The sequence below is a fragment of the Streptomyces sp. NPDC005494 genome, assembly GCF_042872025.1.
GTDB lineage: Bacteria > Actinomycetota > Actinomycetes > Streptomycetales > Streptomycetaceae > Streptomyces.
Map to the genome: position 1 here is coordinate 14,890 of NZ_JBIAJR010000003.1, position 26,196 is coordinate 41,085.

30 protein-coding genes are annotated in these 26,196 nt (G+C 72.2%); 24 read left to right on the forward strand and 6 right to left on the reverse strand.

Translation table 11 applies throughout. The features are described 5' to 3' along the window. Window positions 1–32 precede the first annotated feature (32 nt). Complete coding sequence (locus ACFYQ6_RS10075; protein ID WP_361584449.1) at window positions 33–848, forward strand: hypothetical protein; 816 nt, start codon at window positions 33–35, stop codon at window positions 846–848. A gap of 117 nt (window positions 849–965) precedes the next feature. On the opposite strand, the gene ACFYQ6_RS10080 is transcribed toward ACFYQ6_RS10075, so the two are convergent. Beyond that, complete coding sequence (locus ACFYQ6_RS10080; protein ID WP_361584446.1) at window positions 966–1,421, reverse strand: HIT family protein; 456 nt, start codon at window positions 1,419–1,421, stop codon at window positions 966–968. A gap of 162 nt (window positions 1,422–1,583) precedes the next feature. Here ACFYQ6_RS10080 and glmS point away from each other — a divergent pair, with 162 nt between their 5' ends. The 8 genes from glmS (at window position 1,584) to ACFYQ6_RS10120 (ending at window position 9,168) form a co-directional block, all read left to right on the forward strand. Then, entirely contained in the window at window positions 1,584–3,431 is a 1,848-nt protein-coding gene (gene glmS / locus ACFYQ6_RS10085) for a glutamine--fructose-6-phosphate transaminase (isomerizing) (protein ID WP_361584443.1), read from the forward strand. A 12-nt stretch (window positions 3,432–3,443) separates the two neighbouring features. Continuing rightward, window positions 3,444–3,812 carry a holo-ACP synthase gene (locus tag ACFYQ6_RS10090; RefSeq protein ID WP_145804015.1) on the forward strand — a complete coding sequence of 123 codons (369 nt, stop codon included), beginning with the start codon at window positions 3,444–3,446 and terminating at the stop codon, window positions 3,810–3,812. A gap of 4 nt (window positions 3,813–3,816) precedes the next feature. Then, complete coding sequence (locus tag ACFYQ6_RS10095; RefSeq protein ID WP_361584440.1) at window positions 3,817–5,268, forward strand: NAD(P)H-hydrate dehydratase; 1,452 nt, start codon at window positions 3,817–3,819, stop codon at window positions 5,266–5,268. Between the two features lie 34 nt (window positions 5,269–5,302). After that, window positions 5,303–5,689: a DUF488 domain-containing protein gene (locus tag ACFYQ6_RS10100; RefSeq protein ID WP_388762294.1), complete on the forward strand. Its 387-nt coding sequence runs from the start codon at window positions 5,303–5,305 to the stop codon at window positions 5,687–5,689. Between the two features lie 61 nt (window positions 5,690–5,750). After that, window positions 5,751–6,905: an alanine racemase gene (alr, locus tag ACFYQ6_RS10105; RefSeq protein WP_361584434.1), complete on the forward strand. Its 1,155-nt coding sequence runs from the start codon at window positions 5,751–5,753 to the stop codon at window positions 6,903–6,905. A gap of 79 nt (window positions 6,906–6,984) precedes the next feature. After that, on the forward strand, window positions 6,985–8,205 hold the full coding sequence (locus tag ACFYQ6_RS10110) for an alpha/beta hydrolase (protein ID WP_361584431.1): 1,221 nt from the start codon (window positions 6,985–6,987) through the stop codon (window positions 8,203–8,205). A 62-nt stretch (window positions 8,206–8,267) separates the two neighbouring features. Then, window positions 8,268–8,801 carry a tRNA (adenosine(37)-N6)-threonylcarbamoyltransferase complex ATPase subunit type 1 TsaE gene (gene tsaE, locus ACFYQ6_RS10115; RefSeq protein ID WP_388762299.1) on the forward strand — a complete coding sequence of 178 codons (534 nt, stop codon included), beginning with the start codon at window positions 8,268–8,270 and terminating at the stop codon, window positions 8,799–8,801. Window positions 8,802–8,970: 169 nt separating this feature from the next. Then, window positions 8,971–9,168 (forward strand): hypothetical protein, encoded by a 198-nt coding sequence (locus ACFYQ6_RS10120; RefSeq protein WP_388762302.1) that lies wholly within the window; start codon window positions 8,971–8,973, stop codon window positions 9,166–9,168. Window positions 9,169–9,223: 55 nt separating this feature from the next. On the opposite strand, the gene ACFYQ6_RS10125 is transcribed toward ACFYQ6_RS10120, so the two are convergent. Then, on the reverse strand, window positions 9,224–9,781 hold the full coding sequence (locus ACFYQ6_RS10125; RefSeq protein WP_361584422.1) for a hypothetical protein: 558 nt from the start codon (window positions 9,779–9,781) through the stop codon (window positions 9,224–9,226). A gap of 170 nt (window positions 9,782–9,951) precedes the next feature. Between ACFYQ6_RS10125 and tsaB the strand changes: the two genes are divergently transcribed. The 9 genes from tsaB to ACFYQ6_RS10170 all read left to right on the forward strand — a co-directional run bounded on the left by tsaB (window position 9,952) and on the right by ACFYQ6_RS10170 (window position 15,863). After that, a complete protein-coding gene (gene tsaB, locus ACFYQ6_RS10130; protein WP_361584484.1) occupies window positions 9,952–10,599 on the forward strand; it encodes a tRNA (adenosine(37)-N6)-threonylcarbamoyltransferase complex dimerization subunit type 1 TsaB in 648 nt (215 codons plus the stop codon). Next, window positions 10,596–11,087 (forward strand): ribosomal protein S18-alanine N-acetyltransferase, encoded by a 492-nt coding sequence (gene rimI / locus ACFYQ6_RS10135; protein ID WP_361584419.1) that lies wholly within the window; start codon window positions 10,596–10,598, stop codon window positions 11,085–11,087. The genes tsaB and rimI overlap by 4 nt, the downstream gene beginning before the upstream one ends. Beyond that, complete coding sequence (gene tsaD, locus ACFYQ6_RS10140; protein ID WP_388762306.1) at window positions 11,087–12,187, forward strand: tRNA (adenosine(37)-N6)-threonylcarbamoyltransferase complex transferase subunit TsaD; 1,101 nt, start codon at window positions 11,087–11,089, stop codon at window positions 12,185–12,187. Before rimI ends, tsaD begins: the two co-directional genes overlap by 1 nt. Next, window positions 12,184–12,453, forward strand: coding sequence for a hypothetical protein (locus ACFYQ6_RS10145; protein WP_361584413.1), 270 nt, complete (start codon window positions 12,184–12,186; stop codon window positions 12,451–12,453). The genes tsaD and ACFYQ6_RS10145 overlap by 4 nt, the downstream gene beginning before the upstream one ends. A gap of 145 nt (window positions 12,454–12,598) precedes the next feature. Continuing rightward, window positions 12,599–12,955 (forward strand): YciI family protein, encoded by a 357-nt coding sequence (locus ACFYQ6_RS10150; RefSeq protein WP_361584411.1) that lies wholly within the window; start codon window positions 12,599–12,601, stop codon window positions 12,953–12,955. A 78-nt stretch (window positions 12,956–13,033) separates the two neighbouring features. Continuing rightward, window positions 13,034–14,275, forward strand: coding sequence for an RNA polymerase sigma factor (locus ACFYQ6_RS10155; protein WP_388762309.1), 1,242 nt, complete (start codon window positions 13,034–13,036; stop codon window positions 14,273–14,275). 72 nt (window positions 14,276–14,347) lie between these two features. Then, window positions 14,348–14,812: a VOC family protein gene (locus ACFYQ6_RS10160; protein WP_361584406.1), complete on the forward strand. Its 465-nt coding sequence runs from the start codon at window positions 14,348–14,350 to the stop codon at window positions 14,810–14,812. 78 nt (window positions 14,813–14,890) lie between these two features. After that, complete coding sequence (locus tag ACFYQ6_RS10165; protein ID WP_356737382.1) at window positions 14,891–15,163, forward strand: DUF1876 domain-containing protein; 273 nt, start codon at window positions 14,891–14,893, stop codon at window positions 15,161–15,163. Between the two features lie 46 nt (window positions 15,164–15,209). Then, window positions 15,210–15,863, forward strand: coding sequence for a hypothetical protein (locus tag ACFYQ6_RS10170; RefSeq protein WP_388762314.1), 654 nt, complete (start codon window positions 15,210–15,212; stop codon window positions 15,861–15,863). Here the strand turns inward: ACFYQ6_RS10170 and ACFYQ6_RS10175 are convergent, their stop codons facing one another. Beyond that, window positions 15,864–17,078 (reverse strand): methyltransferase domain-containing protein, encoded by a 1,215-nt coding sequence (locus ACFYQ6_RS10175; protein WP_361584400.1) that lies wholly within the window; start codon window positions 17,076–17,078, stop codon window positions 15,864–15,866. 90 nt (window positions 17,079–17,168) lie between these two features. Between ACFYQ6_RS10175 and ACFYQ6_RS10180 the strand changes: the two genes are divergently transcribed. From ACFYQ6_RS10180 to groL, 3 genes are all read left to right on the forward strand, one after another. Next, window positions 17,169–18,116, forward strand: a complete 948-nt coding sequence (locus ACFYQ6_RS10180; protein ID WP_361584397.1) for a polysaccharide deacetylase family protein — start codon at window positions 17,169–17,171, stop codon at window positions 18,114–18,116. 472 nt (window positions 18,117–18,588) lie between these two features. Beyond that, window positions 18,589–18,897: a co-chaperone GroES gene (gene groES / locus ACFYQ6_RS10185; protein ID WP_003966899.1), complete on the forward strand. Its 309-nt coding sequence runs from the start codon at window positions 18,589–18,591 to the stop codon at window positions 18,895–18,897. 98 nt (window positions 18,898–18,995) lie between these two features. Then, a complete protein-coding gene (groL, locus tag ACFYQ6_RS10190; protein WP_361584395.1) occupies window positions 18,996–20,621 on the forward strand; it encodes a chaperonin GroEL in 1,626 nt (541 codons plus the stop codon). Between the two features lie 99 nt (window positions 20,622–20,720). Here groL and ACFYQ6_RS10195 read toward each other — a convergent pair whose 3' ends face one another. Both ACFYQ6_RS10195 and ACFYQ6_RS10200 read right to left on the reverse strand, forming a co-directional pair. Continuing rightward, the gene (locus ACFYQ6_RS10195) at window positions 20,721–21,494 is read right to left on the reverse strand and encodes an SDR family NAD(P)-dependent oxidoreductase (RefSeq protein WP_388762319.1); all 774 of its coding nucleotides are present in this window, start codon (window positions 21,492–21,494) and stop codon (window positions 20,721–20,723) included. Window positions 21,495–21,791: 297 nt separating this feature from the next. Continuing rightward, window positions 21,792–22,472, reverse strand: coding sequence for an MOSC domain-containing protein (locus tag ACFYQ6_RS10200; protein ID WP_388762321.1), 681 nt, complete (start codon window positions 22,470–22,472; stop codon window positions 21,792–21,794). Between the two features lie 82 nt (window positions 22,473–22,554). Between ACFYQ6_RS10200 and ACFYQ6_RS10205 the strand changes: the two genes are divergently transcribed. Beyond that, window positions 22,555–23,445, forward strand: coding sequence for a LysR family transcriptional regulator (locus tag ACFYQ6_RS10205; RefSeq protein WP_361584387.1), 891 nt, complete (start codon window positions 22,555–22,557; stop codon window positions 23,443–23,445). Window positions 23,446–23,539: 94 nt separating this feature from the next. On the opposite strand, the gene ACFYQ6_RS10210 is transcribed toward ACFYQ6_RS10205, so the two are convergent. Next, a complete protein-coding gene (locus ACFYQ6_RS10210; protein WP_361584384.1) occupies window positions 23,540–23,869 on the reverse strand; it encodes a WhiB family transcriptional regulator in 330 nt (109 codons plus the stop codon). 423 nt (window positions 23,870–24,292) lie between these two features. Between ACFYQ6_RS10210 and ACFYQ6_RS10215 the strand changes: the two genes are divergently transcribed. Together ACFYQ6_RS10215 and ACFYQ6_RS10220 are read left to right on the forward strand one after the other, a co-directional pair. Continuing rightward, window positions 24,293–24,904 carry a response regulator transcription factor gene (locus tag ACFYQ6_RS10215; RefSeq protein ID WP_003948568.1) on the forward strand — a complete coding sequence of 204 codons (612 nt, stop codon included), beginning with the start codon at window positions 24,293–24,295 and terminating at the stop codon, window positions 24,902–24,904. Window positions 24,905–25,490: 586 nt separating this feature from the next. Further along, entirely contained in the window at window positions 25,491–26,066 is a 576-nt protein-coding gene (locus ACFYQ6_RS10220; protein ID WP_030123887.1) for a sigma-70 family RNA polymerase sigma factor, read from the forward strand. Window positions 26,067–26,196: the final 130 nt, after the last annotated feature.

Here is a 26,196-nt window from a genome sequence, read left to right on the forward strand (position 1 = left end):
CGTATCCGTACGTACGCAGCATCGAGGTGCGCATGAAAACTGGCAGAACCGGCGCCGTCGCCGCATTCGCGGGGGCGGCCGTCGCTCTCTCCACCCTCACGGCTCCCGCCGCGCAGGCCGCCGGCACGGGAATCACGGTTTCCGAGGTCGTCGTCAACGGGGGGAAGTCCGTCATCGTGGGCACCTCGGACGTGAAGGAGCCGTCCCTCACCTTCCGGGTCACCCTTCCCGTCGGCTACAGCACGGCCGACTGGTCCGCGTGGTCCGCGCGCCCGTTCCTCTACCACGGCACCACCGTGGCCAAGGGGCTCGACAGCGGCGGGCTCCGCACCGGCATCTACACCTGCTACCCGACGACTCCCCGGATCGCGGACTGCGAGGGCAGCCTGTACATCGACCCGCGCTACGACCTCGACTCGAACAATGACGCCACCACCTGGAACATCGGCGTCCTGACGCAGCTCTGGAAGCCCAGCGGCGGGCTCGAGGCGGAGCAGGCCGTCACCGCCTCCGGCGGCGTGAAGGTCAAGCGCTGGGCGAAGGCCACGGTCAACGCCTCGCCCGAGCCGGTGACCAAGGGCGGGACGATCACCGTGACCGGCAGCCTCAAGCGGGCCGACTGGGTGAAGCACACGTACACCGGTTACGCGGGGAAGACGGTCAGCCTGCAGTTCCGCAAGGCCGGCAGCTCCGTCTACTCCACGGTCAAGACCGCCACGACGTCCAGCACGGGCGCCCTGAAGACCACCGTCAAGGCGTCCGCCGACGGCTACTGGCGCTGGACCTTCGGCGGCTCGTCCACCTCGGGGACGGCCACCGCGGCCGGTGACTTCGTCGACGTGCGCTGAACCACCCCTGCCGACGGCGCCCCGCGCGCGGTCGGCAGGGCGTCGGCACCGCGCCGCACGGGGCCCTTCGAAAGGCCCTCGCGCGGCACCGCGCCGCCCGGGGGCCGTTCGAAGGCCCTACGCGCCGCCGAGCTCCGCCTGGAGCGCGCGGGCCACGCCGTCCGCCTGCCCGGCCGTCACCCGCCGGCCCTCCGGAGGCCGCAGCAGCCCGAAGACGCCCGGTCCCCGGTACTGCGGCGGCAGATCGCCGTCGCGGGGCACGATGTGGAAGTGCACATGGGCAAAGCCCTCGGCCTCGGCGAACTGGACGACGTACGTCTTGTCGCAGCCCGTCACCGCACGCAGCGCCCTGGAGAGCCTGACCTGCCAGGTCCCCAGGCCGGCCGCCTCCTCGTCCGTGAGGTCGTGCACGGCGGTCAGGTGGCGCCGGGGCAGCAGCACCAGCCAGCCCGGCAGGGAGGTCCCGGTCGCGTGGGCCACCCGCCAGAGCCGGTCGTGGGCGACGCGCTCGCGCGGCGGAAGCGTGTCGAACTCCGCTTCCATGGCGCACGTGTAGCACTCGGAAGTCGTCATGGACCGAGAGCGTAGAACCGTCCGGCCGGGAACACGCCGGTCTCCGCGAAGGCGGTCCGGCCGGCGCACGGCGCCTCCGGCGGTCCGGCCGGGACACCTTTGGCGCAACAGCGGACACCCCGGCGACACCCCGGCCGGGGGAACCGGCCTTATGGTGGCGATATGTGCGGAATCGTGGGTTACGTCGGGACGCAGTCGGCGCAGGATGTCGTGGTCGCGGGGCTGAAGCGGCTGGAGTACAGGGGGTACGACTCCGCGGGGGTCGCCGTCCTCGCGGACGGCGGGCTGGCCGCGGCGAAGAAGGCCGGGAAGCTCGTCAATCTGGAGAAGGAACTCAAGGACCGGCCTCTCCCGGCCGGGAACACCGGTATCGGGCACACCCGTTGGGCCACGCACGGCGGGCCCACCGATGCCAACGCCCACCCGCACCTCGACAACGCGGGCCGGGTCGCCGTCGTGCACAACGGGATCATCGAGAACTTCGCCGCCCTGCGCGAGGAACTGGCCGGGCGGGGACATGACCTCGCCTCGGAGACCGACACCGAGGTGGTCGCCCATCTGCTGGCCGAGGCCTACTCGTCGGGCGGTGACCTGGCGGAGGCCATGCGGCAGGTGTGCCGGCGGCTTGAGGGTGCCTTCACCCTGGTGGCCGTGCACGCGGACGAACCCGACGCCGTGGTCGGTGCCAGGCGGAACTCGCCGCTCGTGGTCGGCGTCGGCGAGGGGGAGGTGTTCCTCGCCTCCGACGTCGCCGCGTTCATCGCGCACACCCGGTCCGCGATCGAGCTGGGCCAGGACCAGGTCGTCGAGCTGCGCCGGGACGGGGTGACGGTCACCGGGTTCGACGGCCGCCCCGCCGACGTGCGCGAGTACCACGTCGACTGGGACGCGTCGGCCGCCGAGAAGGGCGGTTACGCCTCCTTCATGCTCAAGGAGATCGCCGACCAGCCCAAGGCCGTCGCGGACACCCTCCTCGGCCGGATCGACGGCTCCGGCGCGCTCCACCTCGACGAGGTGCGCATCGCGCCGAGCGTGCTGCGGGAGGTGGACAAGGTCGTCGTCGTCGCCTGCGGGACCGCCTTCCACGCCGGGATGATCGCCAAGTACGCCATCGAGCACTGGACCAGGCTGCCCTGCGAGACGGAGCTGGCCAGCGAGTTCCGCTACCGGGACCCGATCCTGGACCAGCGCACCCTCGTCGTCGCCATCTCGCAGTCCGGCGAGACCATGGACACCCTGATGGCGGTCCGGCACGCCCGCGAGCAGGGCGCGAAGGTCCTCGCCATCTGCAACACGAACGGCTCGACGATCCCGAGGGAGTCCGACGCCGTCCTCTACACGCACGCCGGACCGGAGGTCGCCGTCGCGTCCACCAAGGCCTTCCTGACGCAACTGGTCGCCTGCTACCTCGTCGCGCTGTACCTCGGCCAGGTGCGCGGCACCAAGTGGGGCGACGAGATCCGCACCGTCGTCCGCCAGCTCTCCGAGATGTCCGGCGCCGTCGACCGGGTGCTGGCCACCATGGAGCCCGTACGCGAGCTGGCCCGCTCGCTCGCCTCCCACGGCACCGTGCTCTTCGTGGGCCGGCACGTGGGCTACCCGGTCGCCCTGGAAGGCGCGTTGAAGCTCAAGGAGCTCGCCTACATGCACGCCGAGGGCTTCGCCGCCGGAGAGCTCAAGCACGGGCCGATCGCGCTCATCGACGAAGGGCTGCCGGTCGTCGTCATCGTGCCCTCGCCACGCGGCCGTTCGGTGCTGCACGACAAGATCGTGTCCAACATCCAGGAGATCAGGGCCCGCGGCGCCCGCACCGTCGTCATCGCGGAGGAGGGCGACGAGGAGGTCGTGCCGTACGCCGACCACCTCATCCGGATCCCTGCTACGCCTACGCTTCTCCAGCCACTGGTCGCCACGGTTCCGTTGCAGGTGTTCGCCTGCGAGCTGGCGACCGCCCGGGGCAACGAGGTGGACCAGCCGCGCAATCTGGCGAAGTCCGTGACGGTCGAATGAGTGAGTGATGGCGTGATCATTGGGGTCGGGATCGATGTGGCGGAGATCGAACGCTTCGGCGCGGCGCTGGGGCGGACGCCCCAGCTCGCCGAGCGGCTCTTCCTGGAGCGGGAGTTGCTGCTCCCCGGCGGGGAACGGCGGGGCATCGCCTCGCTGGCGGCCCGCTTCGCCGCCAAGGAGGCGCTGGCCAAGGCGCTCGGAGCGCCGGGCGGACTGCTCTGGACGGACGCCGAGGTCTGCGTCGAGGACAGCGGGCGGCCGCGCCTGGAGGTCCGCGGCACCGTCGCGGCACGGGCGGCCGAGCTCGGCGTACGCAGCTGGCACGTGTCGCTCAGTCACGATGCGGGGGTGGCGTCGGCCGTCGTGATCGCGGAGGGTTGAGCGTATGCGACATGCCTACAGCGTCGAGACCGTACGGGCCGCCGAACAGGCGCTGATGGCACGGCTGCCGGAGGGGGCGCTGATGCGGCGCGCCGCCGCCGGACTGGCCGTGGCCTGCGGTGACCTCCTCCGGCGCAACGGACGGGTGTACGGATCGCGGGTGCTGCTGCTGGCCGGCAGCGGGGACAACGGCGGGGACACGCTGTACGCCGGTGCCCGGCTGGCCCGGCGCGGGGCCGGGGTGCGCGCCCTGCTGACCTCGCCGGGCAAGGCGCACAAGGCCGGGCTGGCCGCCCTGCTCGCGGCCGGTGGACAGCTCCTGGACGGCCCGGACCTCGGCGCGTTCGGCCCCGTCGACCTCGTCGTCGACGGCATCACGGGGATCGGGGGCCGCGGCGGTCTGCGCCCGGAAGCGGCGGAGCTGGTGCGCGTGGTCACCGCGGGCCGTGCGCCTGTGCTCGCCGTGGATCTGCCCAGCGGGGTGGAGGCGGACACCGGGCAGGTGCTGGGAACGGCCGTCCGCGCGGACGCGACGGTCACCTTCGGCGCGTACAAGCCGGGGCTGCTCGTCGACCCGGCCGCCGAGCACGCGGGCGCGCTGCTGCTCGTCGACATCGGCCTGGCCGGCGAACTGCCCGCCCGGCCCGACCTGGAGGCCCTCCAGTACGCCGACGTGGCCGCCCTGCTGCCCGTGCCCGGCGCGGAGAGCGACAAGTACCGCCGCGGTGTCGTCGGGGTGGCGGCCGGCTCGGAGCGCTATCCCGGGGCCGCCGTCCTGGCCGTCGCGGGGGCGCTGCGCGGTGGCGCGGGAGCCGTGCGCTACTCCGGGCCCGGCGCCGACGCCGTGATCGCCCGCTTCCCGGAGACCCTGGTGCACCCGGGGCCCCCGTCGCGGGCCGGCCGGGTGCAGGCCTGGGTAGCCGGACCCGGACTCGGCGACTCCTCGGCGTCCGAGTCGGCGGTGGCCGATGTGCTGGCCGCCGACGTGCCGGTGCTGGTCGACGCCGACGGGCTGCGGCTGATGGACGCCGCCACCGTCCGCGCGCGCACCGCCCCCACCGTGCTCACCCCGCACGCCGGTGAGGCCGCCGCGCTGCTCGGAGTGGGACGCGAGGAGGTCGAGGCCGGGCGGCTCGCCGCCGTACGGGAGCTGGCCGCGCGCTACCGCGCCACGGTGCTGCTCAAGGGCTCCACCACCCTGGTCGCGGGCGACGGGGACGCCCCCGTGAGGGTCAACCCGACCGGCACGTCCTGGCTGGCCACGGCGGGCAGCGGCGACGTGCTCTCAGGGCTGACCGGATCGCTGCTGGCGGCGGGTCTCGCCCCGCGTGACGCCGCGTCCGTGGGCGCCTATCTGCACGGGCTCGCGGCACGCCGGGCCTCGGACGGCGCGCCGGTCGCCGCCCAGGACGTCGCGGACGCGATCCCGGCCGCGTGGCGGGACGTGCGGGCCTGATCCAGGCTGGAAGCACGGGACGGAGGTGACCGGTGTGGGCAGCGGCAGCGACATCCGGGTGCGCAGGGTGTACGACCCGCCGGAGGAGGACGACGGCACCCGGGTGCTCGTCGACCGGCTCTGGCCGCGCGGTGTCTCCAAGGAGCACGCGGCGGTCGACGTGTGGGCCAAGGACGTGACCCCGTCGAAGGAGCTCCGCACCTGGTACCACGAGGACCGGTCCGCCGGCCGGTACGACGACTTCGTGGACCGCTACCGCACCGAGCTGGGCGACCCCGCGCACACCGAGGCCGTCGAGGCGCTGCTCGCCCTGGTGCGCGAGGGCGGTCCGGTCACCCTCGTCACGGCGGTGAAGGACGTCCCGGCCAGCCACGTCCCGGTCCTCGTCGACCACCTGGAGCACGCCCTCGGCCACCGGTGACCGCCTCACCGGGCACAGGAGGTCGAGGGCACAGGCGTACGGCTCTGAGAGACTGGGCGCGATGAACGAGACAGCGACCCTGAGAGCCCGTGCCGAGATCGACCTCGCCGCACTGCGCGCCAACGTGCGCACGCTGCGCGCGCGGGCGTCCGGCGCACAGCTCATGGCCGTGGTGAAGTCCGACGCGTACGGACACGGGGCGGTGCCCTGCGCCAGAGCCGCACTGGAGGCCGGCGCGACCTGGCTGGGAACCGCCACCCCGCAGGAGGCGCTCGCCCTGCGGGCGGCGGGGCTCGGCGGCCGGGTGATGTGCTGGCTGTGGACGCCCGGCGGCCCCTGGCGCGAGGCCGTCGAGGCGGACATCGATGTCTCGGTGAGCGGGATGTGGGCCCTGGACGAGGTCGTCGCCGCGGCCACCGGTGCGGGAGTCCCGGCCCGGGTCCAGCTCAAGGCCGACACGGGACTCGGACGCAACGGCTGCCAGCCGGCCGACTGGCCGGAGCTCGTCTCGGCCGCCCGGGCGGCCGAGGAGGCGGGCACTCTGAGGATCACCGGCCTCTGGTCCCACTTCGCCTGCGCCGACGAGCCGGGACACCCGTCGATCGCCGCCCAGCTGGACGTGTTCCGCGACATGGTGGCGTACGCCGAGAAGGAGGGCGTCCGGCCCGAGGTGCGGCACATCGCCAACTCCCCGGCGACGCTCACCGTGCCCGAGTCGCACTTCGACCTCGTACGCACCGGGATCGCCATGTACGGCATCTCGCCCAGCCCGGAGCTGGGCACCCCGGCCGACTTCGGGCTGCGTCCCGTCATGACGCTCGCGGCCTCCGTCGCGCTCGTCAAGCAGGTGCCCCAGGGCCACGGCATCAGCTACGGGCACCACTACACGACCACCGCCGAGACGACCCTCGCCCTGGTGCCGGTGGGCTACGCGGACGGCATCCCGCGCCACGCCTCGGGCCGAGGTCCCGTGCTGGTCGGCGGCGCCGTCCGCACGATCGCGGGGCGCGTCGCGATGGACCAGTTCGTGGTCGACCTCGACGGCGCCTCCCTCGCGGCGGGCGCCGAGGCGGTGCTGTTCGGTCCGGGCGACCGGGGCGAACCGAGCGCGGAGGACTGGGCGGTGGCGGCGGACACCATCGCGTACGAGATCGTCACACGCATCGGCGGACGCGTCCCGCGCGTCTACACCGACGCGGAACCCGGGCGCGGCTGACGACCGGACCGGGCCCCGCCGGACCGGGGCCCGGCGGGGGCGACGGCGACAACCTACGACGACGAAGGAGCACGGCACGGTGAGCGAGACCAGCGCGGAGGACGTGGTGGCGACGGCGGCCGTCGCGGCGGCCGGCTGGCGCCGGGCGGGCATCGCCGGGGCGGCGATAGGGGTCATCGCGGCGGGCGCCGCGGCCGGCGTCGCCGTGGAGCGGCTCACGGTCGGCCGTGGCATGCGCAAGAAGGCCCGCCTCGCACTGGACGCCTCCGGGCCGTACGGCTCCCTGCGCGGACTGCCGGGCCGGGCGATCGCCGACGACGGCACCGAGCTGTACTACGAGGTCGACGAGGTCGAGCCGGACGGCGGCACGAGTCCCGCGGGCGCGGGGGTGGCCGTCCCCGCGGGCTCCGGATCGCGCAGGCGCAGGCTCTTCGGCCGCAAGGACCCCGCGCCCGTCACCGTCGTGTTCAGCCACGGCTACTGCCTCGGCCAGGACTCCTGGCACTTCCAGCGGGCGGCGCTGCGCGGCCTGGTCCGCACGGTCCACTGGGACCAGCGCAGCCACGGCCGCTCCGAGCGCGGCCGGGCACAGGCCCAGGGCGTGCCGCTCGGGATCGACCAGCTCGGCCGTGACCTGGAGGCGGTCATCGCGGCGGCGGCCCCCGAGGGCCCGCTGGTGCTGGTCGGGCACTCGATGGGCGGCATGACGATGATGGCGCTCGCCGACCTCTTCCCGGAGCTGATCCGGGACCGGGTGGCCGCGGTGGCGTTCGTGGGTACGTCGAGCGGCAAGCTCGGCGAGGTGAACTTCGGGCTGCCGGTGGCGGGCGTGAACGCGGTGCGCCGGGTGCTGCCCGGTGTGCTGAAGGCGCTCGGATCGCAGACGGAGCTCGTGGAGCGGGGCCGGAGGGCGACGGCGGACCTGTTCGCGGGGCTGATCAAGCGGTACTCGTTCGGGTCGCGGGACGTGGACCCGGCGGTCGCGCGGTTCGCCGAGCGGCTCATCGAATCGACCCCGATCGACGTGGTCGCCGAGTTCTATCCGGCGTTCACGGAGCACGACAAGAGCGCCGCGCTGCCCGCGTTCCGGGACCTGCCGGTGCTGATCCTGGCCGGCGACAAGGACCTGGTGACCCCGAGCTCGCACAGCGAGGCCATCGCGGACGTGCTCCCGGACGCGGAGCTTGTCATCGTGCCGGACGCCGGTCACCTGGTGATGCTGGAGCACCCGGAGACGGTCACGGACCGGCTCGCCGATCTGCTCGTACGGATCGGAGCCGTTCCGGCCGAGGCTCGCTGATCTGCTCGTACGGATCGGAGCCGTTCCGGCCGGGGCGCGCCGATCCTCTAACGTTGGTCGGCATGGAAGCAGCGCACAACGGCCCGGTGACCGGCACCGCCGCACCGGGCATCGTCACCGTGGACGTGGCCGTCGAGTCCCCCGAACAGATGAAGGAGCTCGGGCGCCGGATCTCCGGTGTGCTGGCCCCGGGCGACCTGGTGATGCTCACCGGCGAGCTCGGCGCGGGCAAGACCACGCTGACCCGCGGTCTCGGTGAGGGACTCGGGGTCCGCGGTGCCGTGACGTCGCCGACCTTCGTGATCGCCCGGGTCCACCCGTCGCTGGGCGAGGGGCCCGCCCTGGTCCACGTCGACGCGTACCGCCTGGGCGGCGGACTCGACGAGATGGAGGACCTGGATCTCGACGTCTCGCTCCCTGACTCGGTGATCGTCGTGGAATGGGGCGACGGCAAGGTCGAGGAGCTCTCGGACGACCGGTTGCAGGTGGTGATCGACCGCGCCGTCGGGGACACCGACGACGAGCGCCGCACGGTGACGCTGGTGGGGATCGGGGCCCGCTGGGCCGGGCTGCGCGAGGAGCTGGCCGCACGCTGAGAGCCCGCCCGCCGGTCCCGGGCCGACGACGGCTCCTCCGGACGTCCCGGCGCTTTCCGACAGCTCGTCGGTAAAATGTTGCGCAGGGGAGGCCCGTCGTGGTCACATGGGTGGAGGGATTGGTTAGGTCTACCTAACCACGTCCCTCGACGAAGCCCGAGGAGGCAGCATGCCGGCACCCGAGCGTGAAGTGCAGCCGCAGTCGTCGCAGGTGGAGCCGCCACCGGTGTCCGCCGTGTCGATGAAGGACCTGCTCGCCTCCTGTGCGGCGGCGACGGCGGTCTCCACGCCGCCGCGCGACGATCAGGCGGACGAGGACGGCGACGAGCCGGTGGCCCGGCCCGCGGCGGGGCGCGACGCCGCCTAGCGGAGCGGCCGGCGCGGGACGGTGCGCGGGTACGTGAACCGTGTGGCGAAGCGCGTCACGGGACGACGACGACCTTGACGCCGACCGTCGCGAAGGTCCACAGCGCGTTGCCGTCGGCCCGCTTCATGCGCACCCCGCCGGTCTTCATCGTGGGGTCGGGGCTGCGCATCGAGCCGTCCTGCGCGGCGCTGAAGCCCACGGACACGTCGTCGACGTTCGCGAAGCGCACCACGTGCTCGATCAGGACCCCGTCCGAGCCCTTGATGGTGCCGGAGCGCGAGGTCACCTGGTAGACCCCGGGCAGAGGGCTCACGGCGCTCGGCATGACGGAGAACGTCCGGAGCGCCTTCTCCTTGTCGTCCACGATCCATACCCGCCGGTCCTTCAGCGAGTACACGACACGGGCACCCGTGTCGGAGTCCGCGGGCACCGCGAGAGGATCCTTCGCGGGCTTCGGCTTCTCGGAGGGCAGGGCGGCCGAGCGTGACGCCTCGGCGGAGGGGACGGCGACCGAGTCGGGCGCGTTCGCGGATGCCTGGTAGGCGAGGAAACAGACCGCGGCCACCGCCGCGGCAGTGAGCCCGGCCACGATTCCCGAGCTGCCCCTTGCCACCGTGAGCTCCCCTTTCGGATGCCGTCCGTCGCATGTCGTACAAGCATTTACGTCGTACACGCGTGTACCCGGGCGACGGTACCAGCAGCGGGAGGGCGGGCCGGGACGCTGCACAGGCTGCGATGGCCCAGTCGGCGGAGCCGTAGGCTGTTCGTGTGCTGCTGCTCGCCATGGATACCGCCACCCCCGCCGTCACCGTCGCCCTCCACGACGGCACCTCCGTCGTCGCCGAGACCGGTCAGGTCGACGCCCGCAGGCACGGGGAGCTGCTGCTGCCCGCCGTCGACCGGGTCCTCGCGGAGGCGGGCGTGAAACTCGACGCCGTGACCGACGTCGCCGTCGGGGTCGGCCCCGGCCCGTACACGGGGCTGCGCGTCGGCCTCGTCACCGCGGCGACCTTCGGGTCCGCCCTCTCCGTACCGGTGCACGGGCTGTGCACGCTCGACGCGCTCGCGTACGCCGCGGGCCGGGACGGCCTCGAAGGCCCCTTCGCCGTCGCGACCGACGCACGCCGCAAGGAGGTCTACTGGGCGCGCTACGAGGACTTCCGCACCCGGGAGGGCGAACCCTCCGTCGACCGGCCCGCCGACATCGCGGAACAGCTCGCCGGACTGCCCGTCGTCGGTGCCGGCGCCCTGCTCTACCCCGCCGCCTTCCCCGACCCCCGGGGCCCCGAGCACGTCCACGCCGGTGCGCTCGCCTCCCTCGCGGCCGAACGGCTGGCCACGGGGGCGCAGCTGCTGCCCCCGACGCCGCTCTACCTGCGCAGGCCGGACGCCCAGGTGCCGAAGAACTACAAGGTGGTCACCCCCAAGTGACCACCGCGACCGCTGTGCTGCGTGAGATGCGCTGGTGGGACATCGAGCCCGTACTGGAGCTGGAACACGAGCTGTTCCCGGACGACGCCTGGTCGGCCGGCATGTTCTGGTCCGAGCTCGCCCGCGCCCGCGGGCCGCGTGCCACCCACCGCTACGTCGTCGCGGAGGACCCCGCCGACGGCAGAGTCGTCGGTTACGCGGGCCTCGCCTCGGCGGGCGACCTCGCCGACGTCCAGACGATCGCGGTCAGCCGCGACCACTGGGGCGGCGGCCTCGGCTCCGAGCTCCTGACCGACCTGCTCCGGTACGCCACCGCCTTCGAGTGCGGCGCGGTGCTCCTGGAGGTCCGGGTCGACAACACCCGCGCGCAGAAGCTCTACGAACGCTTCGGCTTCGAGCCCATCGGTTTCCGCCGGGGCTACTACCAGCCGGGGAACATCGACGCACTCGTCATGCGCCTGACCGTACAAGGAACAGAGACAGACTGATGGCTGACGAACCCCTCGTACTCGGTATCGAGACCTCCTGCGACGAGACGGGCGTCGGCATCGTGCGCGGGACGACACTCCTCGCCGACGCGGTGGCGTCGAGCGTCGACACCCACGCCCGGTTCGGCGGTGTCGTCCCCGAGATCGCCTCCCGCGCCCACCTGGAGTCGATGGTCCCCACCATCGAGCGCGCCCTCGAGACCGCCGGCATCAGCGCCCGTGACCTCGACGGCATCGCCGTCACGGCCGGCCCCGGGCTCGCCGGGGCGCTCCTGGTCGGCGTATCGGCCGCCAAGGCGTACGCGTACGCCCTGGGCAAGCCGCTGTACGGGGTGAACCACCTGGCCTCGCACATCTGCGTCGACCAGCTGGAGCACGGACCGCTGCCGGAGCCGACGATGGCCCTGCTGGTCAGCGGCGGGCACTCCTCCCTGCTGCTGGCCCCGGACATCACCAACGACGTACGGCCGCTCGGCGCCACCATCGACGACGCGGCCGGAGAGGCCTTCGACAAGATCGCCCGGGTGCTGGACCTCGGCTTCCCCGGCGGCCCGGTCATCGACCGGCTGGCCAGGGAGGGCGACCCGAAGGCGATCGCCTTCCCGCGCGGCCTCAGCGGCTCGCGGGACCCCGCGTACGACTTCTCGTTCTCCGGGCTCAAGACCTCCGTGGCCCGCTGGATCGAGGCGAAGCGCGCGGCCGGCGAGGAGGTGCCCGTCCGGGACGTGGCCGCTTCCTTCCAGGAGGCCGTGGTCGACGTCCTCACCCGCAAGGCCGTCCGCGCCTGCAAGGACGAGGGCGTCGACCACCTCATGATCGGCGGCGGCGTCGCGGCCAACTCGCGGCTGCGCGCGCTCGCGGAGGAGCGGTGCGAGAAGGCGGGTGTCCGGCTGCGGGTCCCCAGGCCGGGCCTGTGCACCGACAACGGCGCGATGGTCGCCGCCCTGGGCGCGGAGATGGTGGCGCGCAACCGCCCGCACTCCGATCTGGACCTCTCCGCCGACTCCTCGCTCCCGGTCACGGAGACCCACGTCCCGGGTGCGCACAGCCACGACCACGACCACGTGCACGAGATCAGCAAGGACAACCTCTACTCATGACCGTCGCCCTGATGTGGGAGGCCCGCGCCACCGAGGGCCGGGGCGCGGAACTGCTGGAGTGGGCCAGGGCCCGGGCGGCCGAACTCGCCCGGGAGCCCCTGCGCAGCGAACTGCTGTGCGCCCCGCAGGACCGGGTGCTCGTGCTGACCTGGTGGGACGCGGCGTACGACGAGGAACTGCCGGAACTGCCGGAGCCGGATGCGGCGATGGTCACGCGCGCCGTGCACCGGTGGCGTTTCGAGTCGCTCGGTCCGGCGAACGGCTGATCCGGGACCGGGGGCAGGGCGGCGCGGAAGCACGGCAGAAAGAAATTCAGAAAATCTTTCCGGACGTGTCGATCCGGGCGTCTACCGTTCGACGCATGGGTGAGAGGCGGGGAACAGCCCCCGCCTCCGGAGTCGAGGAGACACCATGCCGCGCTACCTGACGATGGTCCGGGTCGACGAGAACAACGCCCCGGCCGAGGGACCCAGCCAGGGACTGATGGAGCGTATGGGGGCGCTCATCGAGGAGATGACCAAGGCCGGTGTCCTGCTGGACACCGCGGGTCTCACCCCCACCTCCCAGGGCACCAGGGTCACCTGGTCGAACGGCGAGTTCACCGTCACCGACGGGCCGTTCACCGAGACCAAGGAAGTCGTCGGCGGTTACGCCCTCATCCAGGCCAAGGACAAGGCCGAGATCCTGGAGTGGACCAAGCGCTTCCTCGCGGTCCACGAGTCGTACTGGACGGTGACCTCCGAGATCCGTGAGATCGCGGAGAACTGACAGCCCGACAGCAGGACAGCGTCCGGGGCGGGCGGTGGATCTTGCCGCGCCCGCCCCCGGCTGCTCTCATGGGTGCCCGTGACAGCAACGAACAGCGCCGTCGAGGCCGTGTACCGCATCGAGTCGGCCAGGATCATCGCCGGCACGGCACGCATCGTGCGGGACGTGGCCATCGCTGAGGAGATCGCCCAGGACGCCCTGGTCGCGGCCCTGGAGCAGTGGCCGGAGACCGGTGTCCCCGAGCGGCCCGGCGCCTGGCTCATGACCACGGCCAAGCGGCGCGCGATCGACCTCGTACGCCGCAAGGAGACGTACGCCCGCAAGCTGGCGGAGGTCGGCCGGAGCCTGGAGGACGTGCCTGCTCCGGAGCCCGCCGACCCGGACGCCATCGACGACGACGTGCTCCGGCTGATCTTCACGTCCTGCCATCCGGTGCTCTCCACCGAGGCCCGCGTCGCTCTCACCCTGCGGCTGATCGGCGGCCTGAGCACGGACGAGATCGCCCGGGCCTTCCTGGCGGCCGAATCCACCGTCGCCCAGCGCATCGTCCGCGCCAAACGCGCCCTCGGGCGGGCGAACGTGCCCTTCGAGGTGCCGCGGGGCACCGACCGGGACGGCCGCCTCGGATCGGTGCTGGAGGTCGTCTACCTCGTGTTCAACGAGGGGTACGCGGCGACCGCCGGGGACGACTGGCTGCGCCCCGCGCTGTGCGAGGACGCGCTGCGGCTGGCCCGGTTGCTGGCGGGGCTGATGGACCGGGAACCGGAGGTCCACGGGCTGGCGGCCCTCCTGGAGCTCCAGGCCTCCCGCATCCGCGCGCGGACCGGGCCGGACGGCACGCCGCTCCTCCTGGAGGAGCAGAACCGCGCCCGGTGGGACCAGCTGCTGATCAGGCGCGGTTTCGCGGCTCTGGAACGGGCGTACGCGCCAGGTGCGGCCCCGGGCCCGTACACGCTGCAGGCCGCGATCGCCGCCTGCCACGCCCGCGCCGTGCGGTACGAGGCCACGGACTGGCGGACCGTCGCCACGCTGTACGGCCACCTGGCGAAGGCCGCTCCGTCACCGGTGGTCGAGCTGAACCGTGCGGTCGCCGTCTCCATGGCCGAGGGCCCGGCCGCGGGGCTGGCCCTGACGGACGCCCTGGCGCGGGAGCCCGCGATGGCCGGCTACCACCTGCTGCCGAGCGTGCGGGGCGATCTGCTGGAGCGCCTGGGGCGTGACGGGGAGGCGCGGGAGGCCTTCGTACGCGCGGCGGAGCTGACGCGCAACGCACGGGAGCGGGAGTTGCTGCTCACCCGTGCGCACCGTGTGTCCCGATGAGTTCCGGGGCCGGGGGCGGTCTACCTTTCACAGCGTCCTGAGACGCACCGGACCGCGTGGAGGAGAGACACCATGCAGAAGATCAAGCCCTGTCTGTGGTTCGACGACCAGGCGGAGGACGCGGCTGCCTTCTACGTCTCCGTCTTCGGCGGCGACTCCCGCATCGAAGGCGTCATGCGTAACACCGGCGCGGCGCCGGGGGAGGCCGGCTCGGTCCTGACCGTGGACTTCGTCCTCGCCGGCCAGGAGTACACGGGGCTCAACGGCGGTCCCCACTTCACCTTCTCCGAGGCCATCTCCCTCACCGTCGACTGCGAGTCGCAGGAAGAGGTGGACCACTTCTGGACGGCGCTCACCGAGGGCGGCGAGGAGAGCCGGTGCGGATGGCTGAAGGACAGGTACGGCCTGTCCTGGCAGATCGTCCCGAGGGTGCTTCCCGAACTGCTCGCCGGACCCGACCGGGCCAGGGCCGAGCGGGCGATGAAGGCGATGATGGGGATGGGGAAGCTGGACGTGCAGGCCCTGCTGGACGCCTGAACCGCATGCCCCACGCGCGTGCGGAGGCGAGTGAACGGGCGCACCCTGGAAGCAGGAAAATCCCGGGAGGTGACCGTCATGATGGAGACAGCGGTCGGATGGCACGTCGAGCTGGAATTCGAGGAGGACACCCACCGCACCCGCGCGGCGGCTCTCGTACGGCTCAGTGACGGGACCGAGGTGCGGGCCCATGGATACGCCAGCCGGCACCCGTCCGACGCGGAGCAGCCACGGGTGGGCGAGGAGATCGCCGGAGCCCGCGCGCTGAACGAACTGGCGATGAAGCTGCTGACGAAGGCGCACGACGAGATCGACGAGGCGTCCGGCCGTACGTCGTATCCACTGACGTGAGGCGCCCGGGCCCGGCCGGTGCGGGAGCTCGGTTAATGTCTGGGTCATGCCACCCCGAGCACCGCTCCCGCCGCCGCCTCCGCCGGTGGCGATACGCACCTGGCCCGACCGCGACGCGCTGCTGAGGGACCGGGCGCTGATCCTCGGCGAGCTGGTGAAGATGTACGTCGGCCCCTCGCGTCTGGGCCTGACGCTGATGTGGGCGGGGGTCGCCGCACTGGGCTGGTCCCTGGCCGGGGCGGCGTTCCTCATGTTCGAGGACGCGTCCGACGCGCTCGGCACGGTGCCGGGAGTGCTCTGCCTGGCGGTGGGCGCCTGCGTCCTGATCCCCGTGGCCGGTCTGATGGCCGTCGGCGTCTCCAGGGACCTGCGTGTGCACCGGCTCCTCGTCGAGTGGGGCCGGCTGGACCGCGACGCCGGCAGGGATCTCCTGCTGCGCAGGCCGGGGGCGAGCCTCGCCTGGCTGCTGGTGTCGTTCACGCTCTGCGCCGCGGGGCTGTTCGGCTGCCTCGTGGTCCCGGCGACCGCGAGGGCGGGCGAGGAGACGTACGGACTGGTGGCCTGGCTGGTGGGGCTCGGCTTCATCGCCTGGCTCACCGGACTGACCGGGCTGGTCAAGGCGTTCGCCCACCGCCGCTGGGTGCTGCGGGTGCTCGTCGGCCGCCCGGCCGGCGAACCTCTGGTCAGGCTCGACGGCTGATCAGGGGCGGCCGGCCGGCTGTCCGATCAGCATCGTCGGCGCCCCGGCCACCCGGGTCAGGAAGACGGTGGCCGCGTGCGGCCCCTGGAGCTTCATCTTGCGGCGCAGCTCCTCGGGTTCCACGGCGGAGCCGCGCTTCTTGACGGTCAGGACCCCGACCTGGCGCTCCCTCAGCAACGCCTTCAGCTTCTTCATGTTGAAGGGCAGCTGATCGGTGATCTCGTACGCGGTCGTCGCCTCGGAGTCGTACGCCGTGTCGCTCGTGACGTAGGCGATCGTCTCGTCGATGAGCCTGCCCTCGCACCGCTCCACCACGGCGGCCACCAGATGGGCGCGGATCACGGCGCCGTCGGGCTCGTACAGATACCGCCCCACGGGACCGACCGGCGGGGCGGGGAGAGGGCCCTCGGAGACGAGGGTGGCGCGCGACGGGAGCAGCGTCGCCCGGAAGGCGCCGGGCGTGAAGCCCTCGCCGAACCAGAGCACGGCCTCCTTCACGTCGCCGCCGTCCGAGATCCACTCCGCCTCGGCCTGCGGTTCGATGGCCTCGTGGGGGACGCCGGGTGCGATCTTCAGCGCGGCACGGGGGGCCTTGAGCGCGGCTCCGGTCGCCCAGGAGAGCGGCGGTGAGTAGGCCTCCGGGTCGAAGATCCTGCCGCGCCCGCCCCGTCGCGCCGGGTCGACGAAGACCGCGTCGTACGGGGAGGTGTCGATCTCCGTGACGTCGGCGCACCGCACCTCGACGAGCTCCTGGAGGCCGAGCGCCTCGGCGTTGGCGCGGGCGACCTCGGCCGTGAGCGGGTCGCGGTCCACGGCCAGCACCGGGATGCCCGCCCTGGCCAGCGCGATCGCGTCGCCACCGATGCCGCAGCAGAGATCGGCGACGCTCCGTACCCCCTGCTCGGCGAACCGGCCGGCGCGGTAGGCCGCGACCGAGGTCCGGGTCGCCTGTTCCACGCCGTCAGGGGTGAAGAACATGCGGTACGCGTCCGCCGCCCCGAACTTCGCCACCGCACGCTGCCGCAGCCGCGCCTGGCCGAGTGCCGCCGACACGAGGGCCGCGGGGTGGGTGCGGCGCAGCCGGGTAGCGGTGGCCAGCTCCCGGGCGGGGTCGTGGTCGCGGAGTTCGTCGAGGAGGGCCGCGCCCTCGGGGGTGCGGAGGGCCGCGAAGGCGTCGAGCGGGTCGGCCTGGCCGGCGGGGGGAAGGGCGTTCACGCGTCCATTGTGAGCCAGCCGGGGGACGCGCCGTCTCTCGCGGAGGTGTCGCGGGAGGGGGTCCCGGCGCCGGTGGCAGGATGCGGCGCCATGCAGCTAGTACGACAAAACGAAAATTCACTGCCGAAGCGGTGCAGAACGGCCTGCACGGTCCTGGCGGCCCTGCTGGTGGCCGCCGCCGCGTCCGGGTGTGCCGACGGGGGGCGGGGGCGGGCGGCGGACCCGGGGAAGCGGGCTTCCCCGGCCGCCGGCCGGCCGGGTGCGGCGGCCGGGCCGGAAGCCGCGGCTGCCGAGGCGCGGGCCGAGCGGCTGAAGCGTCAGCAGGCCGCCCGTGCCGCCGCCGCGAAGAAGTGGGGCCTGGCGAAGGTGCCGCTGGCCGCCCCGGAGCCTCCGGCCGAGAAGCCCCGCATCACCACGCGTGAGGGATTCGAGGTGGAGGGAGGGGAGGCGCTGCCGCCGGTCTTCACCACCGTGCCCACCAAGGAGCGGATCGTCTTCCTGACGATGGACGACGGGGCGGAGAAGGACCCGGAACTGCTGCGGATGATGACGGAGCTGAAGATCCCGTACAGCGCCTTCCTCAGCGACTACGTGGTGAGCGAGAACTACGGCTACTTCAAGGACATGCAGGCCCGGGGTGTCACCCTCAGCAACCACACCCTCAACCACCGCTATCTCCCGGGGCTTTCGGCGGAGGAGCAGCGCCGGGAGATCTGCGGCGAGCAGGACAAGATCGAGAAGTACTTCGGGAAGCGACCCACCCTCTTCCGTCCGCCGTACGGCAACTACAACGGCGACACCCTCCGCGTCGCCAAGTCCTGCGGCATCAAGGCCGTGCCCCTGTGGGCCGCCGAGGCGTTCCCCGACCACATGGAGTGGCGTGAGTGGGACCGGGACCTGCACCCCGGCGACATCGTCCTCACGCACTTCCGCGGGCGCGAGGACTGGGGCGGGTCCATGACCGACATGATCCGCAACGTCATGAAGACGATCACGGACAAGGGGTACGCCGTGGCCCGGCTGGAGGACTACGTCTGAGTGCGCCGCGAGCCCGGCTGCCGGTACGCGGGGCGGCGAGGGCGAGCCCGGCTGCCGGTACGCGGGGCGTCCCGTTGCCGGGTCTCCTTGCCGGTACGTACGGCATCCGTCGCCGGGTCCGCCTGCTGGTGCGTACGGCGTCCGCCGCCCGGTTCCCCTGCCGGTACGTACGGCGTCCGCCGCCCGGTTCCCCTGCCGGTACGTACGGCGTCCGCCGCCGGAACACCGCGGCTCTCTCCCGCGTTGTCCCGGGCGTGCGCCGGTCGCGAGACGCCACGCGCGGGTGGTGAATTGGCACTCCGCTTGACCGAGTGCTAATCGCCGCCATAGTCTCAGTGCTGGCACTCCCCGATGGAGAGTGCCAGCACAACTGCGCGACACGGCAGGTCCGGCACCCGCGACGACGGATCGACCTGGTCGCCACCCACAGACTGTTAAACCCCGTGAGATCTCCGAAGGGGGAGACCGGATCGTGTCGACCACCAGCTCCAAGGTTGCGATCAAGCCGCTCGAGGACCGCATTGTGGTCCAGCCGCTCGACGCCGAGCAGACCACGGCTTCCGGCCTGGTCATTCCGGACACCGCCAAGGAGAAGCCCCAGGAGGGCGTCGTCCTGGCCGTGGGCCCGGGCCGCTTCGAGAACGGCGAGCGCCTTCCGCTCGACGTCAAGACCGGCGATGTCGTTCTGTACAGCAAGTACGGCGGCACCGAGGTGAAGTACAACGGCGAGGAGTACCTCGTCCTCTCGGCTCGCGACGTTCTCGCGATCGTCGAGAAGTAATTCACCCACGTTTGCTTCTGTTCTGCGCCCCTGGCCCCCTGCGAGACAACTAGCCGGGCGGCGAGGGGCGCAGTTCGTTTGAGAGGACAGCTCAGCCCATGGCGAAGATTCTGAAGTTCGACGAGGACGCCCGTCGCGCCCTTGAGCGCGGCGTCAACAAGCTTGCCGACACGGTGAAGGTGACGATCGGTCCGAAGGGCCGCAACGTCGTCATCGACAAGAAGTTCGGTGCCCCCACCATCACCAACGACGGTGTCACCATCGCGCGCGAGGTCGAGCTCGACGACCCGTACGAGAACCTCGGTGCCCAGCTGGTGAAGGAGGTGGCGACCAAGACCAACGACGTAGCGGGTGACGGCACCACCACCGCCACCGTGCTCGCCCAGGCCCTCGTCCGCGAAGGCCTCCGGAACGTTGCCGCGGGCGCCTCCCCGGCCTCCCTGAAGAAGGGCATCGACGCCGCCGTCAAGGCCGTGTCCGAGGACCTCCTCGCGACCGCGCGCCCGATCGACGACAAGGCCGACATCGCCGCCGTGGCCGCGCTCTCCGCGCAGGACCCGCAGGTCGGCGAGCTCATCGCGGACGCGATGGACAAGGTCGGCAAGGACGGCGTCATCACCGTCGAGGAGTCCAACACCTTCGGTCTGGACCTCGAGTTCACCGAGGGCATGGCCTTCGACAAGGGCTACCTCTCCCCGTACATGGTGACCGACCAGGAGCGTATGGAGGCCGTCCTCGACGACCCGTACATCCTGATCCACCAGGGCAAGATCGGCTCCATCCAGGAGCTGCTCCCGCTGCTGGAGAAGGTCATCCAGGCGGGTGGCTCCAAGCCGCTGCTGATCATCGCCGAGGACGTCGAGGGCGAGGCGCTCTCCACCCTCGTCGTCAACAAGATCCGTGGCACCTTCAACGCCGTCGCGGTGAAGGCCCCGGGCTTCGGTGACCGCCGCAAGGCCATGCTCGGCGACATCGCCACCCTCACCGGTGCGACCGTCATCGCCGAGGAGGTCGGCCTCAAGCTCGACCAGGCCGGTCTGGACGTGCTCGGCACGGCTCGCCGTGTCACCGTCTCCAAGGACGACACGACCATCGTCGACGGCGGCGGCGACTCCGCCGACGTCAAGGGCCGCGTCAACCAGATCAAGGCCGAGATCGAGTCCACGGACTCCGACTGGGACCGTGAGAAGCTCCAGGAGCGCCTCGCGAAGCTGGCCGGCGGCGTGTGCGTCATCCGCGTCGGCGCCGCCACCGAGGTGGAGCTCAAGGAGAAGAAGCACCGTCTGGAGGACGCCATCTCCGCGACCCGCGCCGCGGTCGAGGAGGGCATCGTCTCCGGTGGTGGCTCCGCTCTGGTCCACGCCGTCAAGGTCCTCGAGGGCAACCTCGGCAAGACCGGCGACGAGGCCACGGGTGTCGCGGTCGTGCGCCGCGCCGCCGTCGAGCCGCTGCGCTGGATCGCGGAGAACGCGGGCCTCGAGGGCTACGTCATCACCTCGAAGGTCTCCGAGCTCGACAAGGGTCAGGGCTTCAACGCCGCGACCGGCGAGTACGGCGACCTGGTGAAGGCCGGCGTCATCGACCCGGTCAAGGTCACCCGCTCCGCCCTGGAGAACGCCGCGTCCATCGCGTCGCTGCTGCTCACGACCGAGACCCTGGTCGTCGAGAAGCCGGCCGAGGAAGAGGCCGACGCCGGTCACGGCGGCCACGGCCACTCCCACTAGTACCGCCCCGTACGAACACCGAGGCCCGGTACCCCCGTCGCGGGGGTACCGGGCCTCGCTGTCTCACGCGGAGCCGGGCCTTCTGCCGGGCCGCCAGGGCTACTTGGGACCGTACGTCCGGCCCGCGCGGGAGGTGACCCCGCCGAGAAGGCTGCGGGGCGTCAGCTTCACGAGCCCCATCAGCGCCTTGTAACGCGGGTCCGGGATGGACACCGTCCTGCCCCGGGCCAGGTCCGCCAGTGCCTCGGTCACCAGCTTGTCCGCGTCGAGCCACATCCAGTCCGGGATGTTGCCGGTCCCCATCCCGGCCCGCTGATGGAACTCGGTCCGCACGAAGCCGGGGCACAGTGCCATGAGCCGCACCCCGGAACCCGCGAGGTCCTTCGCCGCGCCCTGGGTGAACTGCACGACCCACGACTTCGAGGCGCCGTACGTCCCACGGGGCAGGAAGGCCGCGACGGACGCCACGTTGACCACCCCGCCCCGGCCGCGCTCCCGCATCGGACCCGCCGCGGCCGAGGTCAGCCGCAGCACCGCCTCGCAGTGGACCTTGAGCATCGTCAGTTCGTCGGCCAGCGAGACGTCGAGATAACGCCCTTTGTTGCCGAAGCCGGCGTTGTTGACCAGCAGGTCGACCGGGCTCACACGGTCCGCCAGCCGTGCTTCGACCGCCTCGATCCCGGCGTCCGTGGACAGGTCGGCGGTCAGCACCTCGGCCTCGATGCCGTGTCCGTCGTGCAGCTCCGTGGCATGGGCCCGCAGCCGCTCCGTGTCGCGGGCCACCAGCACCAGATTGTGCCCGTCACTCGCGAGCCGCCGTGCGAAGGCGGCCCCGATCCCCGCCGTCGCGCCCGTAATCAGTGCAGTCGTCATACGCGGCACGTTAGTGCCCCGCGTGCACGGCGGCCGACCCGCCTCGTCCCGTGACCGCGGGCGCGATCCGGCGGCCTTGCATCCGGGGGTCGTTGTGGGTGTGCGTCGCCGGGCGGCCCGGAACCGCCCAGCCGCCCGCCGTTGGGACGGCCGCGGCCCCCGCTGCCCCGGCAGCCGGCGCTGAAGACGGCTGCCGGCCCCTGCTGCCCCGCGCGAAGACGGCCGTGGCCCCCGTTGCTCCGCGCGAAGACGGCTGCCGGTCCCCGCTGCCCCGGCAGCCCGGGCGGAAGGGCTCGTTCAGGAGGGTGTCGGGGTCCCGTGCTTCGCCACGTACTCCCGGGCGGCCCGCAGGGTCTCCGTGTGCAGCGCTTCCCCGGCGGCCAGCAGGCGGGGCAGCAGTTCCCGTTCCGTCGTCGTCGCCCGGAACTCCATGGCGGCCGTGATGTCGTGGTCGGGCAGGTGCACCAGCTCGACCGGATCGCCTGCACGGATCGTCCCCGGCTCGATGACCCGCAGATACGCGCCCGTCGCACCCTCACGCGTGAAGCGCCTCACCCAGCCGCGCTCGCCGAGATGGTCCGCGAAGGTCCGGCACGGAATGCGGCCCGACGTCACCTCCAGGAGCAACTCGCCGCCGACCCGCCACCGCTCGCCGATCCGCGCCTGGCTCACCGTGACGCCGAGGGTCGTCAGATTCTCGCCGAAGGCACCGTTGGGCAGGGGCCTGCCGAGCTCCTTCTCCCAGGCGTCGAGCTCCTCGCGGGCGTAGGCGTACACCGCCTGGTCCGAGCCTCCGTGGTGCCGGAGGTCGCACACCGAGTCCCCGGCCAGGCCGCTGCCGCCCGTGCCCTTGGGCCCCGGGTCGGTCACCCGCACGAGGCCGTCGGCCGGGTGTTTACCGATTCCGGTGAGCCCGCCGGGCCCGTCCGTGTGGGCGGAGGGAGCGGGACGGCCGACGTTCACGGTGAGGACCTTCATGAGGACACAGGGTAGCCCGCCGACCCCCAAAGACTCTCGGGATTAATCGACCGGAGCTACAAGATGCGCTTATGGTTGGAGGGTGATCGAAGCTCGTCATCTCCGTGTCCTGCGCGCCGTGGCCACCACTGGTTCGTTCTCCGCCGCCGCGCGTGAGCTGGGCTGCACCCAGCCCGCCGTCAGCCAGCAGATGAAGGCCCTGGAGAGCTCCGCGGGTACGCCGCTGCTGATCCGGACCGGCCGCGAGATGCGGCTCACCCAGGCGGGCGAGGCCCTGGTACGGCACGCGTCCGGCATCCTCGCCGGCCTCACCGCCGCCGAGGAGGAGGTCGCGGCGATCGCGGGGCTGAGGGCCGGCCGGGTCCGGCTCGTCTCGTTCCCGAGCGGGAGCTCCGCGCTGGTCCCGGGAGCGCTCGCGGCCCTGCGTGCCGCACATCCCGGCACCCAGGTCTCGCTCGTCGAGGCGGAACCGCCCCGCTCGGTCGAGATGCTGCGCGACGGCGACTGCGACATCGCGCTGGCGTTCCGCTACGGGCCGGTCGGCGGCGAGTGGGACGACCTGGTCGTACGACCGCTGCTCGTGGACCGGCTGATCGGCCTCGTCCCGGAGGGGCACCGGCTGGCCGGGACGGACGCGGTGGGCATCGCGGAGCTGGCCGACGAACCGTGGATCGCCGGCTGCCCTCGGTGCAGGCGGCAACTCGTCGAGGTCTGCGAGGCTTCCGGATTCACCCCCCGGATCGACTTCGCCACGGATGACTACCCGGCGGTGATCGGACTCGTCGGTGCGGGTCTGGGCGTGGCCGTGCTGCCGGAGCTGGCCATCGAGTCCGTACGCCCCAAGGGGGCACGCACCGTGACGGTGGAGCCGGCCGTGGAACGGGAGATCGTCGCGCTCACCCTGCCCGACCTCGCGCGGGTGCCGGCGGTGGCGGCCACGCTGGACCAGCTGTCGCTGGCGGCCTCGCGCTGACCAAAACGCCCCGCCGGCCCGGCCCACCCGTCCGGCGGCGGGCATGCACCGGTTCGGGGGAAACGTTTCTTCAGTCGGTTCCTCGCGCGGAGGGTCAGGTGTTGTCGGCCTCGCGGGCCGGCCCTGAGTGGGCGGAGATCAGTCGGTTCCGGGCCCGGCCCATGAGCTCCTCACGCTCGTCCTCGGTCAGGCCGCCCCACACGCCGTAGGGCTCCCGTACCGCGAGCGCGTGCGCGGCGCACTCGGCGCGCACCGGGCAGCGCATGCAGACCTCCTTCGCCGAGGTCTCACGGGCACTCCGGGCTGCTCCGCGTTCTCCTTCGGGGTGGAAGAACAGCGAACTGTCGACCCCGCGGCAGGCGGCCAGCAGCTGCCAGTCCCACAGATCCGCGTTGGGTCCGGGAAGGCGGGAGAAATCTGCCATTGCGTGTCCCCTCGAAACCTTGCTGAGTCGGAAACGGCGTCCTCGACCGTCGTTGCTCGTCGGCGACCTGAGTCCCGACCGTACATCTACGGTGTTAGTAGATGTAAATATGACTGATTGCGAATCTAGCCTCAGACGCCAGCAAAAGGGAAGAAAACCCGCTAAATGGGGCAGGTCGTTGAGAGGGAGAGTGGTTGACGGGTGAATGACCCCGTGTCCTTCTCCTCCGTGTGCACCCCCTCACTTAGAGTGCCGAACCGGGTGCTTCGGCCCGTAACTCTTTCGAGTGACCGTCGTTGATGAGGGCGAGGCGGTTGACGGAGATCGAGCTCGGGCAGATGTCCGAGGGGGTCAACCGCACAGGTGACGACTTGAATCAGCCTGGAGGCTCAAGGTGACGCGCATCAGCTGCGGAGGACGGTCATGACATCCGTCCTCGTCTGCGACGACTCCCCGCTTGCCCGAGAAGCGCTCCGCCGCGCGGTTGCGACCGTGCCCGGTGTCGAGCGGGTGACGACGGCGGCCAACGGCGAGGAAGTCCTCCGCCGCTGGGGGGCCGATCGTTCGGATTTGATTCTGATGGACGTACGCATGCCCGGTCTGGGGGGTGTGGAGACGGTCCGGCGGCTGCTCTCGGCGGACCCCGGGGCCAGGATCATCATGCTGACCGTCGCCGAGGACCTGGACGGTGTCGCGCTCGCGGTCGCCGCCGGGGCCCGTGGCTATCTGCACAAGGACGCCTCGCGTGCCGAACTGCGCGCGACCGTCACCCAGGCGCTGGCCGACCCGACGTGGCGGCTCGCCCCGCGCCGGCTGCGGTCCGCGGAGATGGGTGCGGCGCCGACGCTCACCGCGCGTGAGATCCAGGTGCTCGAAGGGATGAGCCACGGCCGTTCCAACGCGGAGATCGGGCGCGAGCTCTTCCTCTCCGAGGACACGGTGAAGACGCACGCGAGGCGACTCTTCAAGAAGCTCGGGGCCTCGGACCGTGCGCACGCCGTCGCGCTCGGATTCCGCTGGGGCCTGGTCCGCTGATGCCGCGGCGCGGCGCGTAGCGACGCGATCCCGTCCGCACAGCGGCGGACGGGACGACGGTGGCGGCGGACCTGCGGCCGGGCCCTCCCCATCGGTGCTGTGCGACGCTTCCCGGCCGATGCCGCATCCTTGAGGTGTGGAGTTCCTCCGGGAACATTCGGTCGAGCGGAAGGGGAGGGCGCAGGACATGACATCCGGCGCACCCGCTCAGAACTCTGGAGCACTCGCCCACGACGCCGCGGACGCGGCCCCGGCCGGCGAGGCGTCGGCCGGCAACGTCGAGGCGACGACTGCCGGCCGCCTCGACGGAGCGCCTGCCGGGCGCGCCGGCGGCGCGGATGCCGTCAGGTCCCCAGGCGCACCAGGAGACCGGCCCGCGGAACCGGACGTCCGGTCCGGTGACCCTGTGCCGCAACCCGGAGACCCCGCGGTCCGGGCCGGAGAGCCTGGGGCGCAACCCGGGGAGCCGGCGGTCCGGCCCGGAGACGCGGCCGTGCGAGAGCCCGGCGCACCCGCTGATAACGCTTCGGTGCACAACTCCGGACGCGATGCCTCGGATCGGACGGCGTCAAGGCACCATGGTCCGATGCGCGAGGACGGGACGACGGTGATCGGTGCTCTGGTGCACCGTGCCGTCGACGGCGACGCACAGGCCACCCATGACCTGCTGGCGCATGTGCACCCTCTCGCCCTGCGGTACTGCAGGTCGCGGCTGAACCGTCTTCCCGGTGATGCCCGTCACTTCGTGGAGGACCTCGCTCAGGAGGTCTGCGTCGCGGTCCTGATGGCGCTCCCGCGCTACAAGGACACCGGCAGGCCCTTCGAGGCCTTCGTCTTCGCCATCGCGGGCCACAAGGTCGCCGACCTCCAGCGCGCCGCGATGCGGCACCCCGGATCGACCGCCGTGCCCTCCGACGAGATGCCGGAGCGGCCCGACGATTCGCTCGGCCCGGAGGAACGCGCGCTGCTCAGCAGCGATGCGGCCTGGGCCAAGAAGCTTCTCGCCAATCTTCCGGAGAACCAGCGGGAGCTGCTGGTCCTCCGGGTCGCGGTCGGTCTGACCGCGGAGGAGACCGGGCAGATGCTCGGCATGTCCCCCGGCGCGGTCCGGGTCGCCCAGCACCGTGCCCTGAGCAGGCTGAGAGCCCTCGCGGGCCAGTAGGGGAGCCGACGGCACGGCCCCGGGCTTCTGTAGAAAGGCACAGAACCGCCGGGTGATCTTGCTCGTGGAATGAGACGCCCCGCGAGGCCGTTAGCATGGACATCCGCACCGATCAAGGCCATTTGGGGAA